The following is a 23291-nucleotide window of genomic DNA, read 5'->3' as shown; positions in this document are numbered from 1 at the left end:
TAGCGTGCGGAGCGTGACGACCAAGGCAACCAAGGCAACCAAGGTGACGAAGGCGGCGACCATGACGAAGGCCCCCGTACTCGACCCCCGCTCCCTCAACCGCGCCACCCTCGCCCGGCAACTCCTCCTCCGCCGCTCACCCCTCTCCGCTCACGCCGCCGTCGAGCATCTCCTCGGCCTCCAGGCCCAGAACGTCAAGCCGCCGTACTACGCCCTCGCCGCCCGCCTCGACGGATTCGCGCCCGAGGAACTGTCCGGGCTGATGGCCGAGCGCGAGGTCGTCCGGATCGTCAGCATGCGCTCCACCATCCACACCCACACCGCCGCCGACTGCCTCACCCTCCGCCCGCTCGTGCAGGCCGCCCGCGATCGTGAGCTCGGCAATTTCCGCAAGGGGCTCGTCGGCGTCGACCTGGACCGGCTCGCGGTACTCGCCCGTGAACTCGTCGAGGTCGAGCCGCGCACCATGAAGGAGTTGCGCGAGGCGCTTCTCGTCGAGTGGCCCGACGCCGACCCGCAGGCCCTCGGGATCGCCGCCCGCTGCAAGCTCCCGCTCGTCCAGGTCACCCCGCGCGGGCTGTGGGGCCGTAGCGGACAAGTCGCGCTCACCACCGCCGAGCACTGGCTCGGGCGGCCCGCCGAACCCGCGCCCGCCCCGGACGCGACCGTCCTGCGCTATCTCGCCGCCTTCGGGCCGGCCTCCGTCAAGGACATGCAGATCTGGGCGGGTCTGACCCGGCTGCGTGAGGCCTTCGAGCGGCTGCGTCCGCAGCTCGTCACCTTCTACGATCCGAACGGCGTCGAGCTCTTCGACCTCCCGGACGCGCCCCGGCCCGACGCGGACACCCCGGCCCCGCCACGTTTCCTGCCGGAGTTCGACAACCTGCTCCTCTCCCACGCCGACCGCACTCGGGTCGTACCGCCCGAGTACTGGGGCCGTGCCTGGTGGGGCAACGTCGCTCACCGCACGTTCCTCGTCGACGGGTTCCTCGCCGGGGTCTGGAAAGTCGACGAGGGGAACGGCCACCTCGTCGTCGAGCCCTTCGGCAAGCTGAGCAAGGTTCAGCGGGATGAGGTGGTCGCCGAGGGTACGCGGATGCTCGACACCATGCACAAGGGGACGTCGTACGACATCCGGTTCGGGACGGTCGTACAGAGGTAGAGCCAGAGAACCCGCGACCCGCGGACGGTGTCAGTCCGCGCGGCCCGTCACCGCGACCGTCACGCCCAGGCCGATCATCGTGCAGCCGCCCGCGCCGCCGATCAGGGACAGGCGGCGGTCGGAGCCGGCGAACCACGTGCGGGCCGCCGAGGCGGTGAGGCCCCAGAGGGTGTCCGTGACCAGGCCGATCGAGATCGGGATGAGGCCGAGCAGGAGCATCTGGAGCGGGACGTGGCCCGCGGAGTGGTTGACGAACTGGGGGAGTACGGCGGCGAAGAACACCACGCCCTTGGGGTTGGTGACGCCGACCAGGGCGCCGTCGAGGACCGTGCGGAGGTCGCCTCGGGGCTCCTGCCCAGGAGCGGTTCGCATCGCGGATGCCTTGAGGTCCTTGCGGTGGCGGAACGCCTGGACCCCGAGGTACACGAGGTAGGCCGCGCCCGCCAGCTTCACCGTCAGGTAGATCGTGACCGAGCGTTCGACCAGTGCGCCGATGCCGAACGCCACCGCCGTCACCAGCAGGTACGAGCCGAAGACGTTGCCGAGCGCCGTCGCCACCGCTGTGCGGCGGCCGTGGGCGAGTGCGCGGCCGATGACGAACAGGACACTCGGGCCCGGGATCACGATCACCAGCAACGACATCGCGGCGAAGGCGAGGAAACGGTCCGTGGACACCATGCGATCACTCCTATCCGGCGCTCATTGAAACAGGCGGGAAGGGGTCCGCTCTAGGGTCGAGGACTGCCCAGTACACATGGATAGGGTGCGTTGCGGGCTGCTCGTGGAAGCCCGCAACGCACCCTGGTTTTTCCCTGAGGAGTGCTCAGGAGTTCTTCCGGGTTACGAGTTGACCTGTGTGGTCACCAGGCTGGAGAACGTGGTCAGCCGGGAGTAGACACCCGGGTAACCCGCCTCGGCACAGCCCTCGCCCCAAGAAGTGATCCCTGCCAGGACGCCCCCGATGAGCAGGGGACCGCCGCTGTCGCCCTGGCAGGTGTCTACGCCGCCGGATGTGTATCCGGCGCAAACCATGTCGGACGCGATGAAGTCCGAACCGTAGGAGCTCTTGCAGCTGGAGTCGGACACGATCGGGACGGTCGCGGTCCGCAGCTGGTTGGAGGAGCTGCCGCTCTCCGAGGTGGTGCCCCAGCCGAGGATGCGGGCGGTGGTGCCGGCCGCGTACACGCTGGTCTGGGAGGAGGAGACGTACGAGGCCGTGGTGTACGGCATCGACGTCGACAGGGTCAGCACGGCCACGTCGTCGCCGTTGGTGGCGTCCGTGTAGCTGGGGTTGATCCAGATCTTGCTGACCTTGCTGACGGTGCCGTTCGTACCGTTGAGGTACGTACGGCCGCCGACCACGCGCACGCTGCTGGTGGTCTCGCCGACCATGCAGTGGGCGGCGGTGACCACCTTGGTGGCGGAGACGAGCGTGCCGCCGCAGAACTGGTTCTGCGAGGCGTCCGTGATCTGCATGACGAACGGGTACGACGTCGTCGTGGTCGTGGAACCGCCGACGATGGGCTGGGGGGCTGCCACAGCGGTGGGGGCGCTGAGCAGTGCGGTCGCTGCGGCAGCGGCGGCTGCTGCGACGACTGCGGTGGTTCTCTTGGCGCGGTTGAGCCCGAACATGAGTCTCCTCATTGGGTTGCCGGTGGGGGTCGCGCGGGTGTGGGGGGTGCAACGGGGGTCGCGGGACCGACCCCCGTATGCCCGGGCGAGCGGCACACCCATAAGCTAGAACCCGGAACACCCTGCTCCCAATGAGGGAACCCCCTAGGGGAGTTGGGCAGGGAAAACCCTCGGTCGCCGCACAGTAAACCCGTAGGGTCCTCAGTTCGGACGGCGCCCCGCCGCCAGTCGGACGATATCCACCCGGGAGCGGATCCCCAGCTTGCGGTAGACGCGGGTCAGGGTCGCCTCGACCGTCTTGACGCTGATGAACAGCCGGGCGGCGATCTCCCGGTTGGTGGCGCCCTCCATGACGAGCGCGGCGACCTGACGCTCCATCGAGGCCAGCCCGTCGAGTCCTTCGAGGGTGGGCGCGGGCGTGGGCACGGGCGCCGGCTCCGGCGCCCTGGTGACGGCAGCCTCGTCCACTTGGCGCAGCCAGGGCAGCGCCCGGCACCGGCGGAACAGCCGGGTCGCCTCGTCGTACGAGGTGGGTCCGGGCTGTCCGGTGCGCAGCGACGCCAGCGCGAAGGCGGCGCGGGCCTCCTCCAGGCCGTAGCCCAGTTTGGCGAGGCGGTCCTGAACCGACGTCAGTTGGGCTACGGCCTCGTCGTGTTCGCCGCGGGCCGCCCGGACGAGGGCCTCGGCGCGGTCGAGTACGGCGAGGACGCTCTCGCGGCCGAGGCGCAGCGCGCGTTCACGTGTCACGTCGATGACGTCCTGGGCCTCGGTGGTCTCGCCGATCCGGACGAGGGCCTCGGCGAGGTCGCCGTGCCAGCGGCCGCGCGCCGGGTCGGTCACCCCGAGGGCCTGCTCCAGCTCGCGGACCCGGCGCAGCGAGCGGACCGTGCCGTGCGCGTCCCCGGCGACCAACTGGGCGTACCCCAGGGCCCCGAGAGCACGGGAGAGATACATCTGGTCGCCGTCCTCCTCGGCGTGCTCCACCGCCTCGCGGGCCAGCGCCAGCCCCTCCTCGACGTCACCGCCGGAGGCCTCGGCGAGCGCGGTGAGCATCGCGGACGCCGTCTGGCCGATCCCGGAGTCGCGGGCCAGCCGCAGGCCCTCGCGGGCCAGGTCGAGGGCGCGGCCGCAGTGCCCGGAGCGCAGTTCGGTCTCGGCGAAGCCGCGCAGGAAGTGCACCTCACTCTCCACCGACCCGCGACGCCGCACCTCGCGCAGCAGCGCGGTGATGGTCGCGCGTGCCTCGGGCAGCTGATCGCTCATCACCAGCCAGCGGAACCGGGCCGAGCCCGCGCCGTTGTGATGGCACGCCACCCTCGGGTCCTGGGGCTCCTTCAACGCGCGCTTGATGGTGAGCGGGGCGTCCGGATGGCCCATCAGGGTCTCGGTCTGCGCCTGGAAGGAGAGTGCGAGGAGTTCGGTGCGCCGGTCACCGGCGCGGGCGGCGAGTTCGGCCGAGCGCGCGGTCTCGGCGCGGGCCTCGGCGAAGTCGCCCTCAACGAGCAGGGCGCGCCAGGCCAGTTGGTAGCGGACCAGGGCGAGCAGCCGGGGGTCGTCGCCCGCGTCGGCGAGGGCCTGCGGGAAGACGGCGTCGACGTCCGCCATGGAGTGGCCGGCGGTGTCGATCACGATGATCCAGGCCCGCACCCGCTCGGCGGGCACCGAGGTCCGGGTCAGCACCTCGCGCGCGATGTCCCGGGCGAGGTCCAGCTCGCCGGCGGTGATGGCGTCCTCGGATGCCTGCAACCGGCGCTCGTCGGGCCCCGGCACGCTGTCGCCGGGGGTGTGTCGGGCGGCCAGCAGTCCGAGCGACGCGGCGACCGAGGGGGCCCCGCGGTCGCGGGCCAGGGTCGCGGCCTCGGCGAGCCGGGCGGCGACCTCCGGGTTGGTGCCGGTGGTCGCGAGGGCCAGGTGCCGGGCGCGCTCGATGGGGTCGGAGGCCGCGGTCGAGAGCGCCGCGTGCGCGGCCCGCCGCTCCTGCGCGGGAGCCTCCGCGTACAGCGCGGCCGAGATCAGCGGATGCGCGAACCGTACGGCGGGAGCCTCGGACTCCGTTGCCAGCAGGCCGAGTTCGGCCGCCTGGGCGGTCTCGGCTTCGGCGTTCTCGCGGCCGGCCGTCTGGAGCAGGGCGACGGTGGGCCGGGCGCCCGCGCTCGCGACCAGCAGCGTGCGGCGCGCCTCGGCGGGCAGCATGTCGAGCCGGCTCAGCACCAACGCGCGTAGTGAAGTGGGCACGGGCAGCGGCTCGCCCGGTCTCGGCGGGGTCGGGTTCTCGGCCAGCGCGCGCCCCAACTCCAGCGCGAACAACGGGTTTCCGCCACTCGTACGGTGGATCTCGCGGACCGTGGAACGCGGCAGCCCGGTGTACCCGCGATGGTCGAGCAGCGCCGACACCTGCGCCCGGGACAGCGGACTGAGCCGGAACGCGAGGGTGTCCGGCGGCGACGCGCTCAGATACCGGTCGTACTCCTGGCCCTCGGTGCGCACCGCGAACACCATCTGCACCTGGGTGTCCCCGAGCCGCCGCGCGGCGAACCCGAGCAACTCCGCGCTGGCCGGGTCCAGCCACTGGAGATCGTCCGCTACGACGAGCACGGGACCGTCGGCCGCGAGGGCGCGCAGCGCGGACAGGACGGCCAGGCGCAGGGCGAGTCCGTCGCGCTGGAGGGAGGACTCGCCGCGGCCGGTGAGCGCGGATTCCAGTGCGGTGCGCTGGGCGGCGGGCAGTCGCTCGGACACCTCGTCCAGGACCAGACCAAGGAGGTCGGCGAGGGCCAGGAAGGGGAGATGGGATTCGGACTCCGTGGCCGAGCAGCGCAACACGGTGCGCGCCGTCTCGCCGTATTCCGCGGCCAACGCCCGCAGGACGGTCGACTTTCCTATTCCGGCGGGGCCGTGGAGCAGCACACTGCCACCCTCGGCGAGCTGGTCACGGGCGGCGTTGAACATCTCCTCCCGGCCGATGACCAGGTCGGGGCGCGTTCTGGCAGGCTCCTTGAAGTCCCGTCGCACGGTCACCGCTCCCCTCGTGTGTCGTGTCCGGGCCAATATTAGGCAATCAGTCCTTGAAATTCGGATGGACGGGGTCGTGAGGGAAATAACAACTGTGCAGCATCAGGAAATTCAAAGCTCCGATGAATGAATAGCCGCTCGTCGCGGGAGCCCCCTCAGGGGTCGCCGACGGGGCTACCACCACCCCTCTCACGGCAGTACCCCCGCCCGTCGCGCCGCCACCACGGCCTCCCCGCGGGTGTGCGCCCCGAGCCTCCGCATCGCCGAGCGCAGATACCCCTTCACCGTCTCCGGCCGCAGCCCGAGCCGCTCCGCCGCCACCGCGTTCGTCGCCCCGGCCGCCACACACGTCAGGACGTCCAGCTCCCGAGGCGCGAGTTCTACGACCCCGGTGGCGGCCTCCGCCGTCAACAGGCCGCAGGCGTCCAGCAGTTCGGCCCGCAGTGCCGGGTCCGGGATGCGCGGAGCCAGCGCCCGCAGCGCCGCGTGCGCCTCCCGCACCTGCTCCCACGCCGCGCTCGCCGCCGGGTCGGGGGCCGGTGCCGGGTGCGCCGCGCTCAGCAGCTCCCGCACCTCCTCCCGTACGACCAGCGCCTGTTCCACGTCCCGGGCGGCCTCCATCGCCGCGCTGAGCATCCGGTCGCCCAACGGCTGGGCGGTGCGCAGCGCGCCGTAGAGGACACCGCGCACCCGGCGGCGTACGACGACCGGGACCGCGAGGATCGCGCGGAGGCCCTCGGTGGCGACCGGGGCGTCGTACTCGTGGCTGATCTGGTGGGAGGACGAGTAGTCGGCGACGGCGCACGGGCGGGCGAGGGCGACCGCCTTGCCGCCGAGGCCGTTGCCCGAGGTGATCGCGAGGGCGCGCAGGGACGGGGTCAACGTGCCGCTCAGTTCGCTGATGCGCATCTGCTGCCGGCCGGTCTCCACCAGGCCGCCGAAGGCGACGGGCAGCCCCGTACCCCGCCGGAGCCGTACCAGCGCCGACTGAATCTCCACCATTCCCGCCGCGTCCGTCGCCACTCGCTTGCCCCTTCATTGCGGCCGCCGTGCTGCACACACCCCCGTACGGGGGTAGTGAGACCCACATCACGGATTACACGATGTCAGAGAGCCGCCCGGCAATGGTCCGGTACTTAGGAGGACAGATGACGACGGCGAGTGAGTCGTTCCGTAGCGCGAGGGATTTTCTGCTGGCGCACCGTACGGACTATGCCACGGCCTACGAGGGTTTCTCCTGGCCCAGGCCCGAGCACTTCAACTGGGCGCTCGACTGGTTCGACGCCATCGCGGCCGGCAACGACCGCACCGCGCTGCACATCGTCGAGGAGGACGGCACCGAGGCCGCCCTGTCCTTCGCGGAGATGTCCGAGCGCTCGAACCGGGTCGCCAACTGGCTGCGCGCCCAGGGCGTCCGCGCCGAGGACCGCATCCTCGTCATGCTCGGCAACCAGACCGAGCTGTGGGAGACGGCCCTGGCCGCGATGAAGCTGGGCGCCGTCGTCATCCCGGCCACCCCGCTGCTCGGCCCCGCCGACCTGCGCGACCGTGTCGAACGCGGCCGGGTCCGGCAGGTGATCGTGCGCTCCGGGGACGTCGACAAGTTCGACGAGGTGCCCGGGACGTACACGCGGATCGCGGTCGGCGGCGCGGTCGAGGGCTGGCGGACGTACGAGGACGCGTACGCGGCTTCCGCGGAGTTCACGGCGGACGGCCCGACCCTGGCCGACGACCCCCTGATGCTGTACTTCACCTCGGGCACGACCGCCCACCCCAAGCTGGTGGAGCACACTCACACGTCGTACCCGATCGGGCACTTGGCGACGATGTACTGGATCGGTCTGCGCCCCGGCGACGTGCACCTCAACATCTCCTCGCCCGGCTGGGCCAAGCACGCCTGGTCGAACCTCTTCGCGCCGTGGAACGCGGAGGCGACCGTCTTCATCCACAACTACACGCGCTTCGACGCGGCCCGGCTGATGGCCGAGATGGACCGTGCGGGGGTCACCACCTTCTGCGCCCCGCCGACGGTGTGGCGGATGCTGATCCAGGCCGACCTGAGCCAGCTGCGCACCCCGCCCCGCGAGGCGCTGGCGGCGGGGGAGCCCTTGAACCCCGAGGTGATCGAGCAGGTGCGGCGCGCCTGGGGCGTCACCATCCGGGACGGTTTCGGCCAGACGGAGACGGCCGTGCAGGTGTCGAACAGTCCCGGTCAGCCGCTGAAGACGGGTTCGATGGGGCGGCCGAGCCCGGGTTACCGGGTCGAGTTGCTGGACCCTGTGTCGGGTGCGCCGGGCGCGGCCGAGGGCGAGATCGCGCTCGACCTGTCCGACGCGCCGGTCGGCCTGATGACCGGCTACCACGGAGACCCGGACCGTACGGCGGAGGCGATGGCCGGCGGCTACTACCGCACCGGCGACATCGGCTCCCGCGACGAGGACGGCTACATCACCTACGTCGGCCGCTCCGACGACGTCTTCAAGGCCTCCGACTACAAGATCTCCCCGTTCGAGCTGGAGAGCGCCCTGCTGGAGCACGAGGCGGTGGCCGAGGCCGCCGTGGTGCCCGCGCCGGACGAGCTGCGGCTCGCCGTACCGAAGGCGTACGTCGTCCTCGCGGCGGGCTGGGAGCCGGGACCCGACACCGCGAAGGTGCTGTTCGAGCACTCGCGGGACGTCCTCGCCCCGTACAAGCGCATCCGCCGCCTGGAGTTCGCCGATCTGCCCAAGACCGTCTCCGGCAAGATCCGCCGGATCGAACTGCGGGAGGCGACGGCCGCGGGGTCGGACGCCGAGTACCGCGAGGAGGACTTCCGATGAACTCGCAGTCGAACGCGCCGATGAACTCGTACAGCCATGGAACCAGCGGGACTTCACTCCTCGGCGACACCATCGGGGCGAACCTCGACCGGGCGGTCGCCGCGTGGCCCGACCGCGAGGCGCTCGTCGACGTCCCGTCCGGGCGGCGCTGGACCTACGGCCAATTCGCCTCCGATGTCGACCAGTTGGCGTACGCGCTGCTCGCGAGCGGGGTCGCCAAGGGTGACCGGGTGGGGATCTGGGCGATCAACTGCCCCGAGTGGGTGCTCGTTCAGTACGCCACCGCCCGCATCGGCGCGGTCATGGTGAACATCAACCCGGCGTACCGGACCCACGAGGTCGAGTTCGTCCTCAACCAGGCGGGGATCTCGGTCCTGTTCGCCTCGGCCGGCCACAAGAGCAGCGACTACCGAGCGATGGTCGAGCAAGTCCGGTCCAAGTGCCCGCAGTTGCGGGAGACGGTGTACATCGGCGATCCGAGCTGGGACGCGATGGCAGCCCGGGGCGCGGCCGACCGTGCGGAGGAACTGCGGTCCCGCGAGGCCGAGTTGTCCTGCGACGACCCCATCAACATCCAGTACACCTCGGGTACGACGGGCTTCCCCAAGGGCGCCACTCTCTCCCACCACAACATCCTCAACAACGGTTATTTCGTCGGTGAGTTGATCGCCTACAGCGAGCAGGACCGGGTCTGCATCCCGGTGCCCTTCTACCACTGCTTCGGCATGGTCATGGGCAACCTCGCGGCCACCTCGCACGGTGCGTGCATCGTGATCCCGGCCCCGTCCTTCGACCCGGCGGCGACCCTGAAGGCGGTCCAGCAGGAGCGCTGCACATCGCTCTACGGCGTACCGACCATGTTCATCGCGGAGTTGAACCTCCCCGACTTCGCGTCCTACGACCTCTCGTCACTCCGCACCGGCATCATGGCGGGCTCGACCTGCCCGGTCGAGGTGATGAAACGGGTGGTCGCCGAGATGCACATGGCGGAGGTGTCCATCTGCTACGGCATGACGGAGACGTCCCCGGTCTCGCTCCAGACGAGGATGGACGACGACCTGGAACACCGCACCGGCACGGTCGGCCGCGTCCTCCCGCACCTGGAGGTCAAGGTCGTCGACCCGGCGACGGGTGTGACCCAACCCCGGGGCACGGCAGGCGAGTTGTGCACCCGCGGCTACAGCGTGATGCTCGGCTACTGGAACGAGCCCGAGAAGACGGCTGAGGCGATCGACGCGGGCCGCTGGATGCACACGGGTGACCTCGCGATGATGCGCGAGGACGGCTACGTCGAGATCGTCGGCCGCATCAAGGACATGATCATCCGGGGCGGCGAGAACATCTACCCGCGCGAGATCGAGGAGTTCCTCTACACCCACCCGAAGATCGCGGACGTCCAGGTGGTGGGGGTGCCGCACGAGCGCTACGGGGAGGAGGTGCTGGCGTGCGTGATCCCGAGGGATCCGGCGGACCCGCTGACCCTGGAGGAGCTGCGGGGGTTCTGCGAGGGAAGGCTGGCGCACTACAAGATTCCGAGTCTGCTCCAGATCATGGATGCCTTTCCGATGACGGTGTCGGGGAAGGTACGGAAGATCGAGCTGCGGGAGCGGGCCGTTCGGGGGCGGTGAGGTGGGGGAGTCCTCGGGTGCGGGTGGGTGTCTGAGGGCGTCGTGGTGGGCCGGGGTGCTGGGTTGCCGGAGTGTTGTCGGGTGACTTGGGTGGCCGGTCTGTCGGGGGCGTGTACGGGGCGTTGGGGCGTGGGGTGCTGGTACCCGGCGGGCCTGCCGTGACTCGCTGCGTGGCTGCGTACGGCGGCCTGAGATGCATCTGGCGGGACGGTTGGCGGCGGCTACGGCGGCTCCGGCGAGTCCGGCGGGCCTGCGGCTTGGGGCGCGGCCTCGTGGCAATGTCCCGCAGCCCGGTAGCTGCCCGCTGCCCGTTGCCCATGGCCCGGCGCCTGTCGTCGCGAACCGACCCCGGCCGCTCAACTAGCCCTCCGCTGAGTCGAGTTGGTTGGCCAGGCCGCTCACCGGCCGGAGTGTGCCGGTGAGGTCGAATGGGGCGGCCTGCGGCGAGGCCTGCGATGTACGGCCCGGCCTTGGGACAATGTCCCGCAGCTGCGGACGCAGCCGCACGTCGCCGTCGGCGGACGGCCTCCCGGGGGCCCGCGCCTTCGTCCAGCGGTCCGGCAGTCGCCCGCTGCGCGTCGCCCGGCGTCAGTCGTCGCGAACCGGCTGCGACCGCTCAACTAACTCCCGGCTGCTTTGAGTTGGCAGGCCGGGCCACTCGCCGGCTGGGGTGTGTCCGTGGGGTCGAGTGGGACGGTCTGCGGTGAGGTCGGCGACTTGGGGTGCTTCCTCGCCGTACCGTCAGGCAGTGGTCCGCCGCCCGCTGCCAGGCATCTGCCGTCACGAACCGGCCGTGGTCGCCGCGAACCGACCCCGCCCGCCCAACTAACTCCCCGCCGCGTCCAGTTGATCCGCCAGGTCGTTCACCGGCTGTGGTGTGCCCGTGAGGTCGAGGACGAACAGGGGGACTCGGAGGGCGTCCGCGCGGGCGCGGGCGTCGTCGGCGTAACCGGCGAGCGAGAAGTAGACACACTCCGTGGACTCCGTCATGGCCGTCAGCCACAGGCATTCCACGTCGCGCAGTGAGGCGGGCCGTACGGTCGGGTCGACCTGGGCCAGGATGCCGCGGGCGGCGAGGCCGATGCCGGACGGGGGTCGCTGGTCGGCGCGGCGGATGTCCCGGTAGCCGAGCCAGCGGAGGTAGAGCGCGGCGGCGGTGACCGCGTCGCGCGCGGTGCGGATCGTGACGGGCTGGAAGGCGGGGCGGCCCTCGACCTCGGCGCCGCCGACCTTCGTGGTCCTCGCGGCGGGTTCCGACGTCGGTTCCGCGCCCGCGACCGGTATCCGCAGCAGGGTCCCGCACGGGCAGCCCAGCTCCGGGTACGGCCACTCGTCGAGCCGGCCGCAGGCCGCGCAGCGGACCGCGATCCAGTCCTCGTCCCACACTCGGTGACTCACGACGGTCGCCACGCCGCGCTGGTCCAGCGGCGGGGCGACAGGGGCCCCGCACACACAGGGATACGACGGCGCGGCGTAGACGTGTTCTCTTCGGCACGCCGGACAGCGCACCGGCACGCTCTCGGACATGAGCCCCATAGTCCTCCTGAAAACCCCTGCTTGTCCGTCTCTTGACGGCCTTGGTCACCCCACTTACATTACTTCCAGATAGTAGAAGTTAGATTCCGCAATACGGAAAATGTGCGGAAGTCAGAAGCTCGCAAGGAGTTTTCACCGCAGGGCGCGCCGGTGATGTGATTCCGACAGCCGAAGCAGGAGTACTCCATGGCTCGTATGACCGCTGCCCGCGCGGCAGTCGAGATCCTCAAGCGCGAGGGCGTCAGTGACGCGTTCGGCGTCCCGGGCGCGGCGATCAACCCGTTCTACGCCGCGCTCAAGGCATCCGGCGGCATCAACCACACCCTCGCCCGCCACGTCGAGGGCGCCTCGCACATGGCCGAGGGCTACACCCGCACCGGCCCGGGCAACATCGGTGTCTGCATCGGCACCTCGGGCCCGGCCGGCACCGACATGATCACCGGCCTCTACTCCGCGATCGGCGACTCGATCCCGATCCTGTGCATCACGGGCCAGGCCCCGACCGCCGTGATCCACAAAGAGGACTTCCAGGCCGTCGACATCGCGTCGATCGCGGCCCCGGTGACGAAGATGGCGATCACGGTCCTGGAGGCGGCCCAGGTCCCCGGCGTCTTCCAGCAGGCCTTCCACCTGATGCGCTCAGGCCGCCCCGGCCCGGTCCTGATCGACCTCCCGATCGACGTGCAGCTCACGGAGATCGAGTTCGACCCGGACACGTACGAACCGCTGTCGGTCTACAAGCCGACCGCGACCCGCGCCCAGATCGAGAAGGCGATCGGGATGCTGAACGCCTCCGAACGCCCCCTGATCGTCGCGGGCGGCGGTGTCATCAACGCGGACGCGGCCGAACTCCTCGTGGAATTCGCCGAGTTGACCGGAACCCCCGTCGTCCCGACCCTGATGGGTTGGGGTGTCCTGCCCGACGACCACGAACTGAACGCCGGCATGGTCGGCCTCCAGACCTCGCACCGCTACGGCAACGCGACCTTCCTGGAGTCCGACTTCGTCCTCGGCATCGGCAACCGCTGGGCCAACCGCCACACCGGCAAGCTCGACGTCTACACGGCGGGCCGGAAGTTCGTCCACGTCGACATCGAGCCGACCCAGATCGGCAAGATCTTCGCCCCCGACTACGGCATCGCGTCCGACGCGAAGGCGGCGCTGGAGCTGTTCGTGGACGTGGCAAGGGAGTTGAAGGCTGCGGGCACCCTCCCCGACCGCTCGGCCTGGGCGGCATCGGCCCAGGAACGGAAGTCAACTCTCCAGCGCCGCACGCACTTCGACGACATCCCGATCAAACCGCAGCGCGTCTACGAGGAGATGAACAAGGCCTTCGGCCCGGAGACCCGGTACGTCTCCACCATCGGCCTCTCCCAGATCGCCGGCGCCCAGATGCTGCACGTCTACCGTCCCCGCCACTGGATCAACTGCGGCCAGGCGGGCCCCCTCGGCTGGACGATCCCGGCCGCACTGGGCGTCGCCAAGGCCGACCCCGACGCGTCCGTGGTCGCCCTCTCCGGCGACTACGACTTCCAGTTCATGATCGAGGAACTGGCGGTCGGGGCACAGCACCGGATCCCGTACGTCCATGTCCTGGTGAACAACGCCTACTTGGGCCTGATCCGCCAGGCGCAGATCGGCCTGGACATCAACTTCCAGGTCAACCTGGAATTTGAGAACATCAACTCGCCCGAGCTGGGCGTCTACGGCGTCGACCACATCAAGGTCGTCGAGGGCCTCGGCTGCAAGGCCATCCGCGTCACCGACCCCACCGAACTGGGCACGGCCTTCGAACAGGCCAAGAAGCTCGCGGCGGAGTTCAGGGTCCCGGTCGTGGTCGAAGCGATCCTGGAACGAGTCACCAACATCGCGATGAGCAAGACGAACGACATCAGCAACGTGGTGGAGTTCGAGGAGATCGCGACGGAACCGGGTCATGCACCGACGTCGATCAGGACGTTGAAGGTCTGAGAGGCGGGGGGAGACAGAGGGGGCGGCCCATCCGGGAGGATGGGCCGCCCCTGCTTTTTTGGGAGGCGCGAAGCGCCGACCAAAGGGGCGCGGGGCTGTGTCAATTTGCGGCTCCGCCGCGTGGGCGCGACCAGCTACATTCGACCCGCACCCCGCGACGAACAGTCCCAGGCAGGACCTACCCGGCCCCACAAGTGAACCCGCCCCCGGACCCCCCACCCCAGGTCTGCGGCAACCCCTCGTCCGCGATCCCGCCCCGCCCGATCAACCCCGCCGCCTCAGCAAACCGCGGCACAAGCGAGAGCAACGTCTTGTCCCCGTACAGGGCAACCGCCAGCAGAACATCGCCTGACGACACCCCCTCCCGCCCGACAGGTAGCGGGAGTTGAACCCGCAGGGATTTCAACAGCACGCGCGCAGCGCGAGTACGCCGAGGCGGAACCCTGCGCAGCAACCCCGCCGCCACAAGATCCCCACGCAACTCCCCGAGCGCCTCAACCACACCCCGCCGGTCAAGCAACTCCCGCATACCCGCCGGCCGGTACAGCGCGGAGTGCACAGCCTTCGTGAGCCGAGGAAGCGCCCCCGCCCCCGCAGCCACCCCCGACGTCCGCATCGTCCCGCGCCGCCCGGCCCGCACCTCACCCCGCAGATGCAAGGCGACCACCGCCACGGTCACGGCCGCCCGAGAACCGCCCCGCAGCAACGCGACCTCGTGAGGCTGGAGCCGGATCGTAGGATCACCGCTCATGACACCCCCTGATACGAGGCCCGCCGCCCCCGTGCCGGCGGGCCTCGTGCGACGAATGTGCCCGTGTGCAGGGGTGGTTGAAGCCTCGCGAGGGGGGTTCAGAGGTTTATTTGAGGTTCACTGATCGTGGTGCTCCGACAGACCGGGCCAGTGCTCGGGCCCGCCGCCCTGCCAGTCGATCAGGTCACTCTCCTCGACCTCGATCCGGTCCAGATCGGCGAGGCGCAGGATCTCGACGACGTCGTCCAGGTGCGAGGCGATACCGAGGGTCTCGTCGCCGGTGGTGACCCTGCGGGAGCCGTCCAGCGCCGGGGGATGGACCACGATGTGCGGGTGTTCCGATGGGTGTGCCATGCCTTCAGGCTGCTGTGCCCACGGCGGATCCGCACCCGGAAACACGGAAGAGCGCCGGATACGGAACCGTCCGTATCCGGCGCTCGTCGTGCTGGCCGTCCGACGGCGCGAGGCTGGGCGCGACAGGACGTTCGCGCCGCCGGACGGAGTCTGTGGGCTGGCGAGGGGAGCCCTTCTGCACAAAGGGGAGCCCCAGGGAGCCCTGCGTAAAGGAGTTCGGCTGGGACCGCGGCGGTCGCGACGGGACCGGGGTGCTTCTTCCCTCAGGTCGAGAAGTAGCCCCTGGAACCTTCACCACCGCACTGGCTCGCATTCCGCCGCGGTCCTGGCCCTGCCCGCGCGGTGCCGCCGACCACCCCTCATCCGGGTCGTCCGGCACACACGGGCCGTCTGTGGGATCTTTCGGTTCTCCGGTCCCCGGTTCAGTCCTCGCGCAGGGCGTGGACCGCCTCCTCCACGCGTCGGCCGTACTCCGGGTCGGCGGCGTGGAAGTGGGCGAGGTTCTTCTCGATCACGTCGTCGCGGGAGACCTGGGCGAGGCCGCCGGCGATGTTCGCGACGAGGCGGGTCCGCTCCTCGGGCGACATCAGGCGGTACAACTCGCCCGCCTGGTAGAAGTCGTCGTCCTTGGTGTGCTGCGGAGCCTCGTGCGTGCCCGTGTAGCCGGTGACCGCCAGTGGGGCGGACAGGGCGCGGCCGGTCTCGGCGGGACCGTCGTAGGAGTTCGGCTCGTAGTTCTTCGCCGCGCGGCCCTGGGCGGTGGAGTTGGACGCCATGAAGCCGTCCCGGCCGTAGTTCTGCGCCGTCGTCGCCTTCGGGGCGTTCACCGCGAGCAGGGTGTGGTTGACGCCCAGGCGGTAGCGGTGTGCGTCCGCGTAGGCGAACAGGCGGCCCTGGAGCATCTTGTCGGGCGAAGGACCGATGCCCGGCACGAAGTTGTTCGGGGAGAACGCGGCCTGCTCGACCTCGGCGAACACGTTGTCCGGGTTGCGGTCCAGGACCAGGCGGCCCACGCGCTGGAGCGGGTAGTCGCGGTGCGGCCAGACCTTGGTGACGTCGAACGGGTTGAAGCGGTACTCCGCCGCGTCGGCCGCCGGCATGAGCTGGACGTGCAGCGTCCAGGACGGGTTCACGCCCCGCTCGATGGCCTGAAGCAGGTCCGTCTGATGGGAGTTGGGGTTCTTGCCCGCGAGCTCCGCCGCCTGCTCGCCGCTCAGACTGCGCACGCCCTGGTTGGTCTTGAAGTGGTACTTGACGAAGAAGGCCTCGCCCTCCGCGTTCGTCCACTGATAGGTGTGCGAGCCGTAGCCGTTCATGTGGCGGTACGACGCCGGGATGCCGCGGTCGCCCATCAGCCAGGTCACCTGGTGCGTGGCCTCGGGGCTGTGCGCCCAGAAGTCCCATACGTTGTCCGGCTCTTGACGCCCCGTGAAGGGGTCGCGCTTCTGCGAGTGGATGAAGTCCGGGAATTTTATGGGGTCCTTGATGAAGAACACCGGGGTGTTGTTCCCGACCAGGTCGTAATTCCCCTGCTCCGTATAGAACTTGACCGCGAAGCCGCGCGGGTCGCGCACCGCGTCCGCGCCGCCGAGCGAGTCCGCGACCGTGGAGAAGCGCAGGAACGCCTCGGTGCGCTTGCCGACCGTGCTGAGGAAGTCGGTGTGGGTGAAGTCGGTTACGTCGTCGGTGACTTCGAAGTAGCCGTACGCGCCGGAGCCCCTGGCGTGCACCACGCGCTCCGGGATGCGCTCGCGGTTGAAGCGGGCCAACTTCTCCAGCAGATGCTGGTCCTGGAGGAGGAGCGGGCCGCCGATGCCGGCGGAGGCGGAGTTCTGGTTGTCGGCGACCGGGGCGCCGGACTCGGTCGTGAGCACGCGCTTCGACATGGGGAGCAATCCTCGATGATTCGTTGAACTCGTCGAATTCGTTGAACTGGTGGGCATGGTTCCGGGCGGCGCCAACGCCTGGGCGCGACAGGACAGTTGTCAGCGACGGCGCCGCCCGGGGTCTGGGGGGAGAGAGTGCTAGAGCCGCGCACCCGACAGGCGTTCCACGGCGCGCAGCAGCGCCGAGTGGTCGAGCCCGCCGTCTCCCTGCGCACGCAGGCTCGCGACCAGCTGCGCCACCACCGCACCCACGGGCAGCGCGGCGCCGACGTTGCGCGCCGCGTCCGTGACGATGCCCATGTCCTTGTGGTGCAGGTCGATCCGGAAGCCCGGCTTGAAGTCGCGGTTCAGGAAGTTGTCCTTCTTCCGCGTCAGCACGGTGGAGCCCGCGAGCCCGCCGTTGAGGACGTCGAGGGCGGCCGCGAGGTCCACCCCCGACTTCTCCAGGAAGACCACGGCCTCCGCGCACGCCTGGATGTTCACGGCGACGATCAGCTGGTTGGCGGCCTTCACGGTCTGGCCCGAGCCGTGCGGACCGCACAGCACGATGGTCCGGCCGAGCGCGTCGAAGATCGGCTCGGCCTCCTCGAAGTCGGACTGTCCGCCACCGACCATGATGGACAGCACGGCCTCGATCGCACCGGCCTCACCGCCGGAGACGGGGGCGTCCAGGACCCGAATTCCCTTTTCTACGGCGGCCTTTGCCAGGTCGACCGAGGTCTGCGGGGTGATCGACGACATGTCGATCAGGAGGGTGCCGGCGCGGGCGTTCTCCAGGATGCCGTCGGGGCCGTAGGCGATGGCCTCGACCTGCGGGGACGCGGGGACCATGGTGATCACCACGTCGGCGTCCCGCACGGCCTCGGCGATGGAGCCGGCCGCGGTGCCGCCGGCGGCGGTCAGGCGGTCCAACTTGTCCTGTTCCAGGGTGAATCCGGTGACGTTGTAGCCCGCCTTGATCAGGTTCTCGGACATGGGGGAGCCCATGATGCCGAGGCCGATCCAGGCAACCGCCGGGTGGGTCGGGTGGGAAGAGTCTGCGAGCTTGCTCATGCGGGTGCCTCTCTAACTGCTCTGCTGCGTCGGGGAGTTCAGCGCGCTGCGTGCGGGAGCCAGTCGAAGGCCTCGGCGCTCGGGCGGTCGCCGGGCTTGTACTCCAGGCCCACCCAGCCGTCGTAACCGGCCTTCCTCAACTGGTCGAGGAGATCCTCCAGTTGGAGCGTGCCGGTGCCGGGGGCGCCACGGCCCGGGTTGTCCGCGATCTGCACATGGCCGGTCTTCGCGGCGAACTGCTCGATCACGGACGGGAGTTCCTCGCCGTTCATGGACAGGTGGTACAGGTCCATGAGGAAGCGCGCGTTGCCGAGGCCGGACGCGGCGTTGACCCTGTCGACGACATCCACGGCGGCGGGCGCGCTGACGAGCGGGTAGAGCGGCGACTCGGGTTTGTTCAGGGCCTCGATCAGCAGGACCGCGCCGATCCGGTCGGCGGCGCGGGCCGCGAGGACCAGGTTCTCCAGCGCGAGCGCGTCCTGCTCGGCCGGGTCGACGCCGGCCACGCGGTTGCCGTAGAGCGCGTTGAGGGCCGTAGCGCCGAGCGAGTGGGCGAAGTCGGCGGCCACGTCGATGTTCGCGCGGAACCTCTCCGACTCCTCGCCGGGGATCGACAGGGCGCCACGGTCGGGGCCGGGGAGCTGTCCGGCGTAGAAGTTCAGGCCGGTGAGCTGGACGCCCGCGTCCTCCAACGCCCGTTTGAGCGCGTCCAGTTGGGACTGCTCGGGAGTGGGGGAGTCGACCCAGGGCCACCACAGCTCGACCGCGGTGAAGCCGGCCGCGGCGGCGGCCGCGGGGCGCTCCAGGAGCGGGAGTTCGGTGAAGAGGATCGACAGGTTGACGTTGAAGCGCTGGTCTTCGAATCCCATGGGGGCCGCGCTCCCTTCCGTGTCGAGAGTCCGTGTCGTAATTCCGTATTGCGGAAGTTCGTTTCTGCTTAATGGAAGATTGCCGTCGGGTGTCGGGGCTTGTCAAGGGGGCTCGGCGGAAAACGGCACCGCGCGTTAGGTTGTGCGCGTGCGATTGCGAGTGGAGTTCACGACAGAGCCCTTCGATCTCGACGAGGCGCCCGCGCATGCGCTGGTGGCCCGGGAGGTCATCGAGGCTGCGGAGCTGGACGCCGTGGACGTCGGGCCGTTCGGCAACACGGCCGAGGGTGGTACCGACGCGGTGCTCACCGCCGTCGACGCGCTGCTGCGCAGGACCCTGGAGGCCGGTGCGACCCGGGTCTCGCTCCAGCTCAACGTGATCGGCGAGGGCGACCGGTGACCGGTATCGCGGACGAGCCGTTCATCACGGCCGTGAAGCCGCTGGTCGACGCCATGGGCGGCGAGATGCTCCCGCCCGACGAGGCCGGCCCCGACGACGTCGTGCTCGCCTGGGAGGGCGCGGACGTGGTCGCCGTACGCCTGCCGCAGCTCGCGGACTCGCTGGACCACATCCTGGCCGCCATGGAACGCAAGAAGGGCAAGCCCCTCGCGGACCTCGACCGCAAGGCCAAGCAGGAGGTCGTACGGATACTGGAGGCGCGCGGCGCCTTCTCGGTCCGGCACGGAGTGGAGACCGTAGCGAGCGCCCTCGGGGTCAGCCGGTTCACCGTGTACAACTACCTGAACCGTGAGAAGGACGCCTGAGCGGGCTTCGCGCTGCGGGGTGCGTGTTCGGGGCGGGCGTGAGGTGGATTGGGCGGGGTGCTGGTCGCCGTGACGTGTTCGCCCGGGGCCTCCGGGGTGTGTCCGGCCCTCTCGGCCTCCGGCTTCCGGGGTGTGCCCGGCCGTGCCAGGTGTGCCCGCCGCCGCTGTCCGGCCTGCAACGGCTGCCTCGATTCCGTCCGCATGCGCCCGCAGGGAGTCGTCGTGCTCTCCGCGATCGCCCCCCCGGGGCGGACTTCCCGGCTTTGTTACCCGGAATTTTCAACAAAGTGTTGACGTGGTGTTCCGTGGGGCGTTAGCTACTGGGCAGCCCGTTCAGCACAAGGCCACGGAGGCTCCCGTGACTACGACTTCCATGCCGCCGGGGCTCGTCCGGTTCAACGTTCTGGAGGAGCACGCGGCGTTCGTCGCGCTCCTCGACGCATGTGCCTCCACGGCGTGGGCGCGACGGCTGCTCGCCGCCCGTCCGTACGCCGGATCCGAGGACCTGTACGCCGCGAGCGACTCCGCGATGGCGGAGCTGACCGCCGACGACCTGGCCGAGGCGATGGCCGGTCACCCGCCGATCGGCCGGCCCAAGCCCGGCGACCCCACCTCCGCCCGCGAGCAGCGCGGCATGGCGGGCGCCTCCGAGGACCTCAGGGCGGAGATGCTCGACCTCAACCTGGCGTACCAGGAGAGGTTCGGCCATGTCTTCCTGATCTGCGCCACCGGCCGCACCGGCGAGCAGATGCGCGACGCGGTCAGGGAACGGATCGGCAACTCGCCGGAGCGGGAACGCGAGATCGTCCGCACCGAGTTGGGCAAGATCAACCGTATCCGGCTCGCCCGCATCGTCGAAGAGGAAGCCCGCGCATGAGCACCAGCACCACCGCCTCGGTGTCCACGCACATCCTGGACACCAGCGTCGGCCGCCCCGCCGAGGGCGTCGCCGTCCAACTCGCCGCCCGGAGCGGCCCGTTGGGGGAGTGGCAGCCGCTCGGAGGTTCCGCCACCGACGCGGACGGCCGGTGCAAGGACCTCCCGGCGCTGCCGGAGGGCACCACACACGTACGGCTCGACTTCGCCGTGGAGCCGTATTTCGAAAAGAAGCAAGCCGATGCGCAGCAGGACGCCCCCGCGAATCGGGACAGCGATGCGACGACCGGAGTGTTCTTCCCGGAAGTGGCGATCACCTTCGCCGTGAAGCCTGGCGAGCACTACCACGTACCGCTGCTGCTCAACCCGTTCGGCTACTCCGTATACCGAGGGAGCTAGCAGACACATGCCTACGATCCTGGGCCAGAACCAGTACGGCAAGGCCGAGAACCGAGTCGTCAAGATCACGCGGGACGGCGCCACCCACCACATCAAGGACCTCAACGTCTCCGTGTCGCTGAGCGGCGACATGGATGAGGTCCACTACTCCGGCTCGAACGCCAACGTGCTGCCGACCGACACCACGAAGAACACGGTGTACGCGTTCGCCAAGGAGCACGGCATCGAGTCCGCCGAGCAGTTCGGCATCCACCTCGCCCGGCACTTCGTGACGAGCCAGGAGCCGATCAAGACCGCGCGCATCCGCATCGAGGAGTACTCCTGGGAGCGGATCGACACCTCCGACGCCAACTCCCAGTTCATCGGCGCCGACGAGGTCAAGCACTCCTTCGTCCGCAAGGGCCAGGAGACCAGGGTCACCCAGATCACCTACGACGGGGAGTCGTGGGAGGTCATATCCGGCCTCAAGGACCTCGTCGTGATGAACTCGACCAACTCCGAGTTCTGGGGCTACGTCAAGGACAAGTACACGACCCTCCCCGAGGCCTACGACCGCATCCTGGCCACCCAGGTCTCCGCCCGCTGGCGCTTCAACTGGTCCGACGACGAGCAGAAGATGCCGAGTTGGGAGAAGTCCTACGAGCAGGTGAGGAAGCACATGCTCCAGGCCTTCGCGGAGACGTACTCGCTGTCGCTCCAGCAGACCCTGTACCAAATGGGTTCGCGGATCATCAACAACCGCAGCGAGATAGACGAGGTCCGCTTCTCCCTCCCCAACAAGCACCATTTCCTTGTGGACCTGGAGCCGTTCGGGCTGAAGAACGACAACGAGGTGTACTTCGCCGCTGACCGGCCCTACGGGCTGATCGAGGCGACGATCCTGCGGGACGGCTGCGAGCCGAAGATCCCGGTGGATCTCACCAACCTCTGAGCAACTTCCTCTGGACCGGCGCCCTTTCGGCCGGTTCGCCTGCGGCACCCGTGGCCCGCCCGTCCCGTGCGGGCCGCGGTACTCAAATCCCCGGGTCCTGCCGTGCCCGTTCCACACAGTGAATAGGACGAACCATGGCGGCAGTTCAGCGCATCGTCATCGAGAACTGTTCGATCGCGACCGTCGACGCCAACGACACGGAGTACGCCACCGGTTACCTCGTCGTCGCCGGCAACCGCATCGAGTCCCTCGGCGCGGGCAGGGCGCCCGAGGGCCTGGAGAACGTCGTACGCCGTATCGACGCGTCGGGCCACCTGGTGACCCCCGGCCTGGTCAACACCCACCACCACTTCTACCAGTGGATCACTCGGGGCCTGGCCACCGACCACAACCTGTTCAACTGGCTCGTCGCGCTGTACCCGACCTGGGCGCGCATCGACGAGCCGATGGTCCGTGCCGCCGCGCAGGGTTCCCTCGCGATGATGGCCCGCGGTGGTGTCACCACCGCGATGGACCACCACTACGTCTTCCCGAAGGGCTCCGGCGACCTCTCCGGCGCGATCATCGGCGCCGCCCGCGAGATGGGTGTCCGCTTCACGCTGGCCCGCGGCTCCATGGACCGCAGCGAGAAGGACGGCGGGCTGCCTCCGGACTTCGCCGTCGAGACCCTGGAGGGTGCCCTCGCCGCGACCGAGGCGACGGTACGGGAGCACCACGACGCCTCCTTCGACGCGATGACCCAGGTGGCGGTGGCCCCCTGCTCGCCGTTCTCCGTGTCGACCGAACTCCTGAAGCAGGGCGCCGAGTTGGCGCGTCGGCTCGGGGTGCGGCTGCACACGCACGGCTCGGAGACGGTCGAGGAGGAGCAGTTCTGCAAGGAGCTGTTCGGCATGGGCCCGACCGACTACTTCGAGTCCACCGGCTGGCTCGGCGAGGACGTGTGGATGGCGCACTGCGTCCACATGAACGACTCCGACATCGCCGCCTTCGCCCGCACGAAGACGGGTGTCGCCCACTGTCCTTCCTCCAACGCCCGCCTCGCCGCCGGTATCGCCCGCGTCCCCGACATGCTCGCCGCCGGTGTCCCGGTCGGCCTCGGCGTCGACGGCACCGCCTCGAACGAGTCCGGCGAACTCCACACCGAGCTGCGCAACGCGCTCCTCATCAACCGCCTCGGCGCCCACCGCGAAGCGGCCCTCAACGCCCGCCAGGCGCTGCGCCTCGGAACGTACGGCGGCGCCCAAGTGCTGGGCCGCGCAGGGGAGATCGGTTCCCTGGAGCCGGGCAAGCTGGCCGACCTGGTGCTGTGGAACCTGGACACCCTCGCGCACGCCTCGATCGCCGACCCGGTGACCGCGCTGGTCTTCGGCGCGGCGGCCCCGGTCACCGCGTCGTTCGTGAACGGTCGTCAGATCGTCGAGGACAACCGGCTGTTGCACGTCGACGAGGACACGATCGCCCGCTCCACGCGGGAAGAGGCCCGGCGACTGGCGCGGATCGCCGCGCAGGGCTGACCACGCTCGGCATGAAGCGCCGTACGGCGTCGCTGAGTTGAAGATCTCCGGTTGAGGGGGACGGCCCTCGGCCGGTGGCCGTGGCCGGGGCGTGCATGGATGTGTGCGCCCCGGAACGGCCTTATCTACCCCT

Annotated in this window: 20 protein-coding genes; 10 read left to right on the top strand and 10 right to left on the bottom strand. The window is 69.9% G+C overall.

The window, feature by feature from the left end; all coding sequences use genetic code 11:
* The first annotated feature begins 61 nt into the window (after positions 1 to 61).
* The gene (locus OG194_RS08940) at positions 62 to 1162 is read left to right on the top strand and encodes a winged helix DNA-binding domain-containing protein (protein WP_327407018.1); all 1101 of its coding nucleotides are present in this window, start codon (positions 62 to 64) and stop codon (positions 1160 to 1162) included.
* 30 nt (positions 1163 to 1192) lie between these two features.
* Here OG194_RS08940 and OG194_RS08935 read toward each other — a convergent pair whose 3' ends face one another.
* The 4 genes from OG194_RS08935 to OG194_RS08920 all read right to left on the bottom strand — a co-directional run bounded on the left by OG194_RS08935 (position 1193) and on the right by OG194_RS08920 (position 6808).
* On the bottom strand, positions 1193 to 1840 hold the full coding sequence (locus tag OG194_RS08935) for a LysE family translocator (RefSeq protein ID WP_327400319.1): 648 nt from the start codon (positions 1838 to 1840) through the stop codon (positions 1193 to 1195).
* Between the two features lie 162 nt (positions 1841 to 2002).
* Positions 2003 to 2794, bottom strand: a complete 792-nt coding sequence (locus OG194_RS08930) for a S1 family peptidase (RefSeq protein ID WP_327400318.1) — start codon at positions 2792 to 2794, stop codon at positions 2003 to 2005.
* 201 nt (positions 2795 to 2995) lie between these two features.
* On the bottom strand, positions 2996 to 5812 hold the full coding sequence (locus OG194_RS08925) for an ATP-binding protein (protein ID WP_327400317.1): 2817 nt from the start codon (positions 5810 to 5812) through the stop codon (positions 2996 to 2998).
* A gap of 183 nt (positions 5813 to 5995) precedes the next feature.
* Positions 5996 to 6808, bottom strand: a complete 813-nt coding sequence (locus OG194_RS08920) for a helix-turn-helix transcriptional regulator (RefSeq protein ID WP_327400316.1) — start codon at positions 6806 to 6808, stop codon at positions 5996 to 5998.
* Positions 6809 to 6954: 146 nt separating this feature from the next.
* Here OG194_RS08920 and OG194_RS08915 point away from each other — a divergent pair, with 146 nt between their 5' ends.
* Both OG194_RS08915 and OG194_RS08910 read left to right on the top strand, forming a co-directional pair.
* Positions 6955 to 8625, top strand: coding sequence for an AMP-binding protein (locus OG194_RS08915; RefSeq protein ID WP_327400315.1), 1671 nt, complete (start codon positions 6955 to 6957; stop codon positions 8623 to 8625).
* Between the two features lie 20 nt (positions 8626 to 8645).
* Positions 8646 to 10253 (top strand): AMP-binding protein, encoded by a 1608-nt coding sequence (locus OG194_RS08910; RefSeq protein ID WP_327407017.1) that lies wholly within the window; start codon positions 8646 to 8648, stop codon positions 10251 to 10253.
* An 825-nt stretch (positions 10254 to 11078) separates the two neighbouring features.
* Here the strand turns inward: OG194_RS08910 and OG194_RS08905 are convergent.
* Complete coding sequence (locus OG194_RS08905) at positions 11079 to 11789, bottom strand: hypothetical protein (protein ID WP_327400314.1); 711 nt, start codon at positions 11787 to 11789, stop codon at positions 11079 to 11081.
* A gap of 186 nt (positions 11790 to 11975) precedes the next feature.
* Between OG194_RS08905 and gcl the strand changes: the two genes are divergently transcribed.
* The gene (gene gcl / locus OG194_RS08900; protein WP_327400313.1) at positions 11976 to 13760 is read left to right on the top strand and encodes a glyoxylate carboligase; all 1785 of its coding nucleotides are present in this window, start codon (positions 11976 to 11978) and stop codon (positions 13758 to 13760) included.
* 178 nt (positions 13761 to 13938) lie between these two features.
* Here the strand turns inward: gcl and OG194_RS08895 are convergent, their stop codons facing one another.
* The 5 genes from OG194_RS08895 to OG194_RS08875 form a co-directional block, all read right to left on the bottom strand.
* Complete coding sequence (locus OG194_RS08895; protein WP_327400312.1) at positions 13939 to 14511, bottom strand: TIGR04222 domain-containing membrane protein; 573 nt, start codon at positions 14509 to 14511, stop codon at positions 13939 to 13941.
* A 117-nt stretch (positions 14512 to 14628) separates the two neighbouring features.
* Positions 14629 to 14865 (bottom strand): hypothetical protein, encoded by a 237-nt coding sequence (locus tag OG194_RS08890; protein WP_327400311.1) that lies wholly within the window; start codon positions 14863 to 14865, stop codon positions 14629 to 14631.
* A gap of 422 nt (positions 14866 to 15287) precedes the next feature.
* Positions 15288 to 16751: a catalase gene (locus tag OG194_RS08885; RefSeq protein ID WP_327400310.1), complete on the bottom strand. Its 1464-nt coding sequence runs from the start codon at positions 16749 to 16751 to the stop codon at positions 15288 to 15290.
* A 138-nt stretch (positions 16752 to 16889) separates the two neighbouring features.
* Complete coding sequence (locus tag OG194_RS08880) at positions 16890 to 17804, bottom strand: 2-hydroxy-3-oxopropionate reductase (RefSeq protein ID WP_327400309.1); 915 nt, start codon at positions 17802 to 17804, stop codon at positions 16890 to 16892.
* Between the two features lie 38 nt (positions 17805 to 17842).
* Positions 17843 to 18673, bottom strand: a complete 831-nt coding sequence (locus OG194_RS08875) for a TIM barrel protein (RefSeq protein ID WP_327400308.1) — start codon at positions 18671 to 18673, stop codon at positions 17843 to 17845.
* Positions 18674 to 18821: 148 nt separating this feature from the next.
* Here OG194_RS08875 and OG194_RS08870 point away from each other — a divergent pair, with 148 nt between their 5' ends.
* The 6 genes from OG194_RS08870 (at position 18822) to OG194_RS08845 (ending at position 23158) form a co-directional block, all read left to right on the top strand.
* Positions 18822 to 19073: a hypothetical protein gene (locus OG194_RS08870; RefSeq protein WP_033279483.1), complete on the top strand. Its 252-nt coding sequence runs from the start codon at positions 18822 to 18824 to the stop codon at positions 19071 to 19073.
* Positions 19070 to 19438 (top strand): helix-turn-helix domain-containing protein, encoded by a 369-nt coding sequence (locus OG194_RS08865; protein ID WP_327400307.1) that lies wholly within the window; start codon positions 19070 to 19072, stop codon positions 19436 to 19438. Before OG194_RS08870 ends, OG194_RS08865 begins: the two co-directional genes overlap by 4 nt.
* 358 nt (positions 19439 to 19796) lie before the next feature.
* Complete coding sequence (gene uraD, locus OG194_RS08860) at positions 19797 to 20315, top strand: 2-oxo-4-hydroxy-4-carboxy-5-ureidoimidazoline decarboxylase (RefSeq protein ID WP_327400306.1); 519 nt, start codon at positions 19797 to 19799, stop codon at positions 20313 to 20315.
* Positions 20312 to 20713 carry a hydroxyisourate hydrolase gene (gene uraH, locus OG194_RS08855; protein WP_327400305.1) on the top strand — a complete coding sequence of 134 codons (402 nt, stop codon included), beginning with the start codon at positions 20312 to 20314 and terminating at the stop codon, positions 20711 to 20713. Before uraD ends, uraH begins: the two co-directional genes overlap by 4 nt.
* A 7-nt stretch (positions 20714 to 20720) precedes the next feature.
* Positions 20721 to 21644: a factor-independent urate hydroxylase gene (gene pucL / locus OG194_RS08850; protein WP_327400304.1), complete on the top strand. Its 924-nt coding sequence runs from the start codon at positions 20721 to 20723 to the stop codon at positions 21642 to 21644.
* Positions 21645 to 21778: 134 nt separating this feature from the next.
* Positions 21779 to 23158, top strand: coding sequence for an 8-oxoguanine deaminase (locus OG194_RS08845; protein ID WP_327400303.1), 1380 nt, complete (start codon positions 21779 to 21781; stop codon positions 23156 to 23158).
* Positions 23159 to 23291: the final 133 nt, after the last annotated feature.

Origin of the sequence: Streptomyces sp. NBC_01288 (genome assembly GCF_035982055.1) — a bacterium.
Taxonomy (GTDB): domain Bacteria; phylum Actinomycetota; class Actinomycetes; order Streptomycetales; family Streptomycetaceae; genus Streptomyces.
Note: the sequence above shows the minus strand (reverse complement) of the source record. Positions and strands in the feature narration are given on the sequence as shown.

What these genes read in the sequence shown, in the direction of transcription:
- OG194_RS08895 (WP_327400312.1), bottom strand. Translation starts at nt 14,511, where the DNA reads ATGAGCGGTGATCCTACGATCCGGCTCCAGCCTCACGAGGTCGCGTTG.
- OG194_RS08880 (WP_327400309.1), bottom strand. Translation starts at nt 17,804, where the DNA reads ATGAGCAAGCTCGCAGACTCTTCCCACCCGACCCACCCGGCGGTTGCC.
- OG194_RS08845 (WP_327400303.1), top strand. Translation starts at nt 21,779, where the DNA reads ATGGCGGCAGTTCAGCGCATCGTCATCGAGAACTGTTCGATCGCGACC.
- OG194_RS08920 (WP_327400316.1), bottom strand. Translation starts at nt 6,808, where the DNA reads ATGGTGGAGATTCAGTCGGCGCTGGTACGGCTCCGGCGGGGTACGGGG.
- OG194_RS08915 (WP_327400315.1), top strand. Translation starts at nt 6,955, where the DNA reads ATGACGACGGCGAGTGAGTCGTTCCGTAGCGCGAGGGATTTTCTGCTG.
- OG194_RS08940 (WP_327407018.1), top strand. Translation starts at nt 62, where the DNA reads ATGACGAAGGCCCCCGTACTCGACCCCCGCTCCCTCAACCGCGCCACC.
- OG194_RS08930 (WP_327400318.1), bottom strand. Translation starts at nt 2,794, where the DNA reads ATGTTCGGGCTCAACCGCGCCAAGAGAACCACCGCAGTCGTCGCAGCA.
- OG194_RS08890 (WP_327400311.1), bottom strand. Translation starts at nt 14,865, where the DNA reads ATGGCACACCCATCGGAACACCCGCACATCGTGGTCCATCCCCCGGCG.
- OG194_RS08935 (WP_327400319.1), bottom strand. Translation starts at nt 1,840, where the DNA reads ATGGTGTCCACGGACCGTTTCCTCGCCTTCGCCGCGATGTCGTTGCTG.
- gcl (WP_327400313.1), top strand. Translation starts at nt 11,976, where the DNA reads ATGGCTCGTATGACCGCTGCCCGCGCGGCAGTCGAGATCCTCAAGCGC.
- OG194_RS08910 (WP_327407017.1), top strand. Translation starts at nt 8,646, where the DNA reads ATGAACTCGTACAGCCATGGAACCAGCGGGACTTCACTCCTCGGCGAC.
- OG194_RS08875 (WP_327400308.1), bottom strand. Translation starts at nt 18,673, where the DNA reads ATGGGATTCGAAGACCAGCGCTTCAACGTCAACCTGTCGATCCTCTTC.
- OG194_RS08905 (WP_327400314.1), bottom strand. Translation starts at nt 11,789, where the DNA reads ATGGGGCTCATGTCCGAGAGCGTGCCGGTGCGCTGTCCGGCGTGCCGA.
- pucL (WP_327400304.1), top strand. Translation starts at nt 20,721, where the DNA reads ATGCCTACGATCCTGGGCCAGAACCAGTACGGCAAGGCCGAGAACCGA.
- OG194_RS08885 (WP_327400310.1), bottom strand. Translation starts at nt 16,751, where the DNA reads ATGTCGAAGCGCGTGCTCACGACCGAGTCCGGCGCCCCGGTCGCCGAC.
- uraH (WP_327400305.1), top strand. Translation starts at nt 20,312, where the DNA reads ATGAGCACCAGCACCACCGCCTCGGTGTCCACGCACATCCTGGACACC.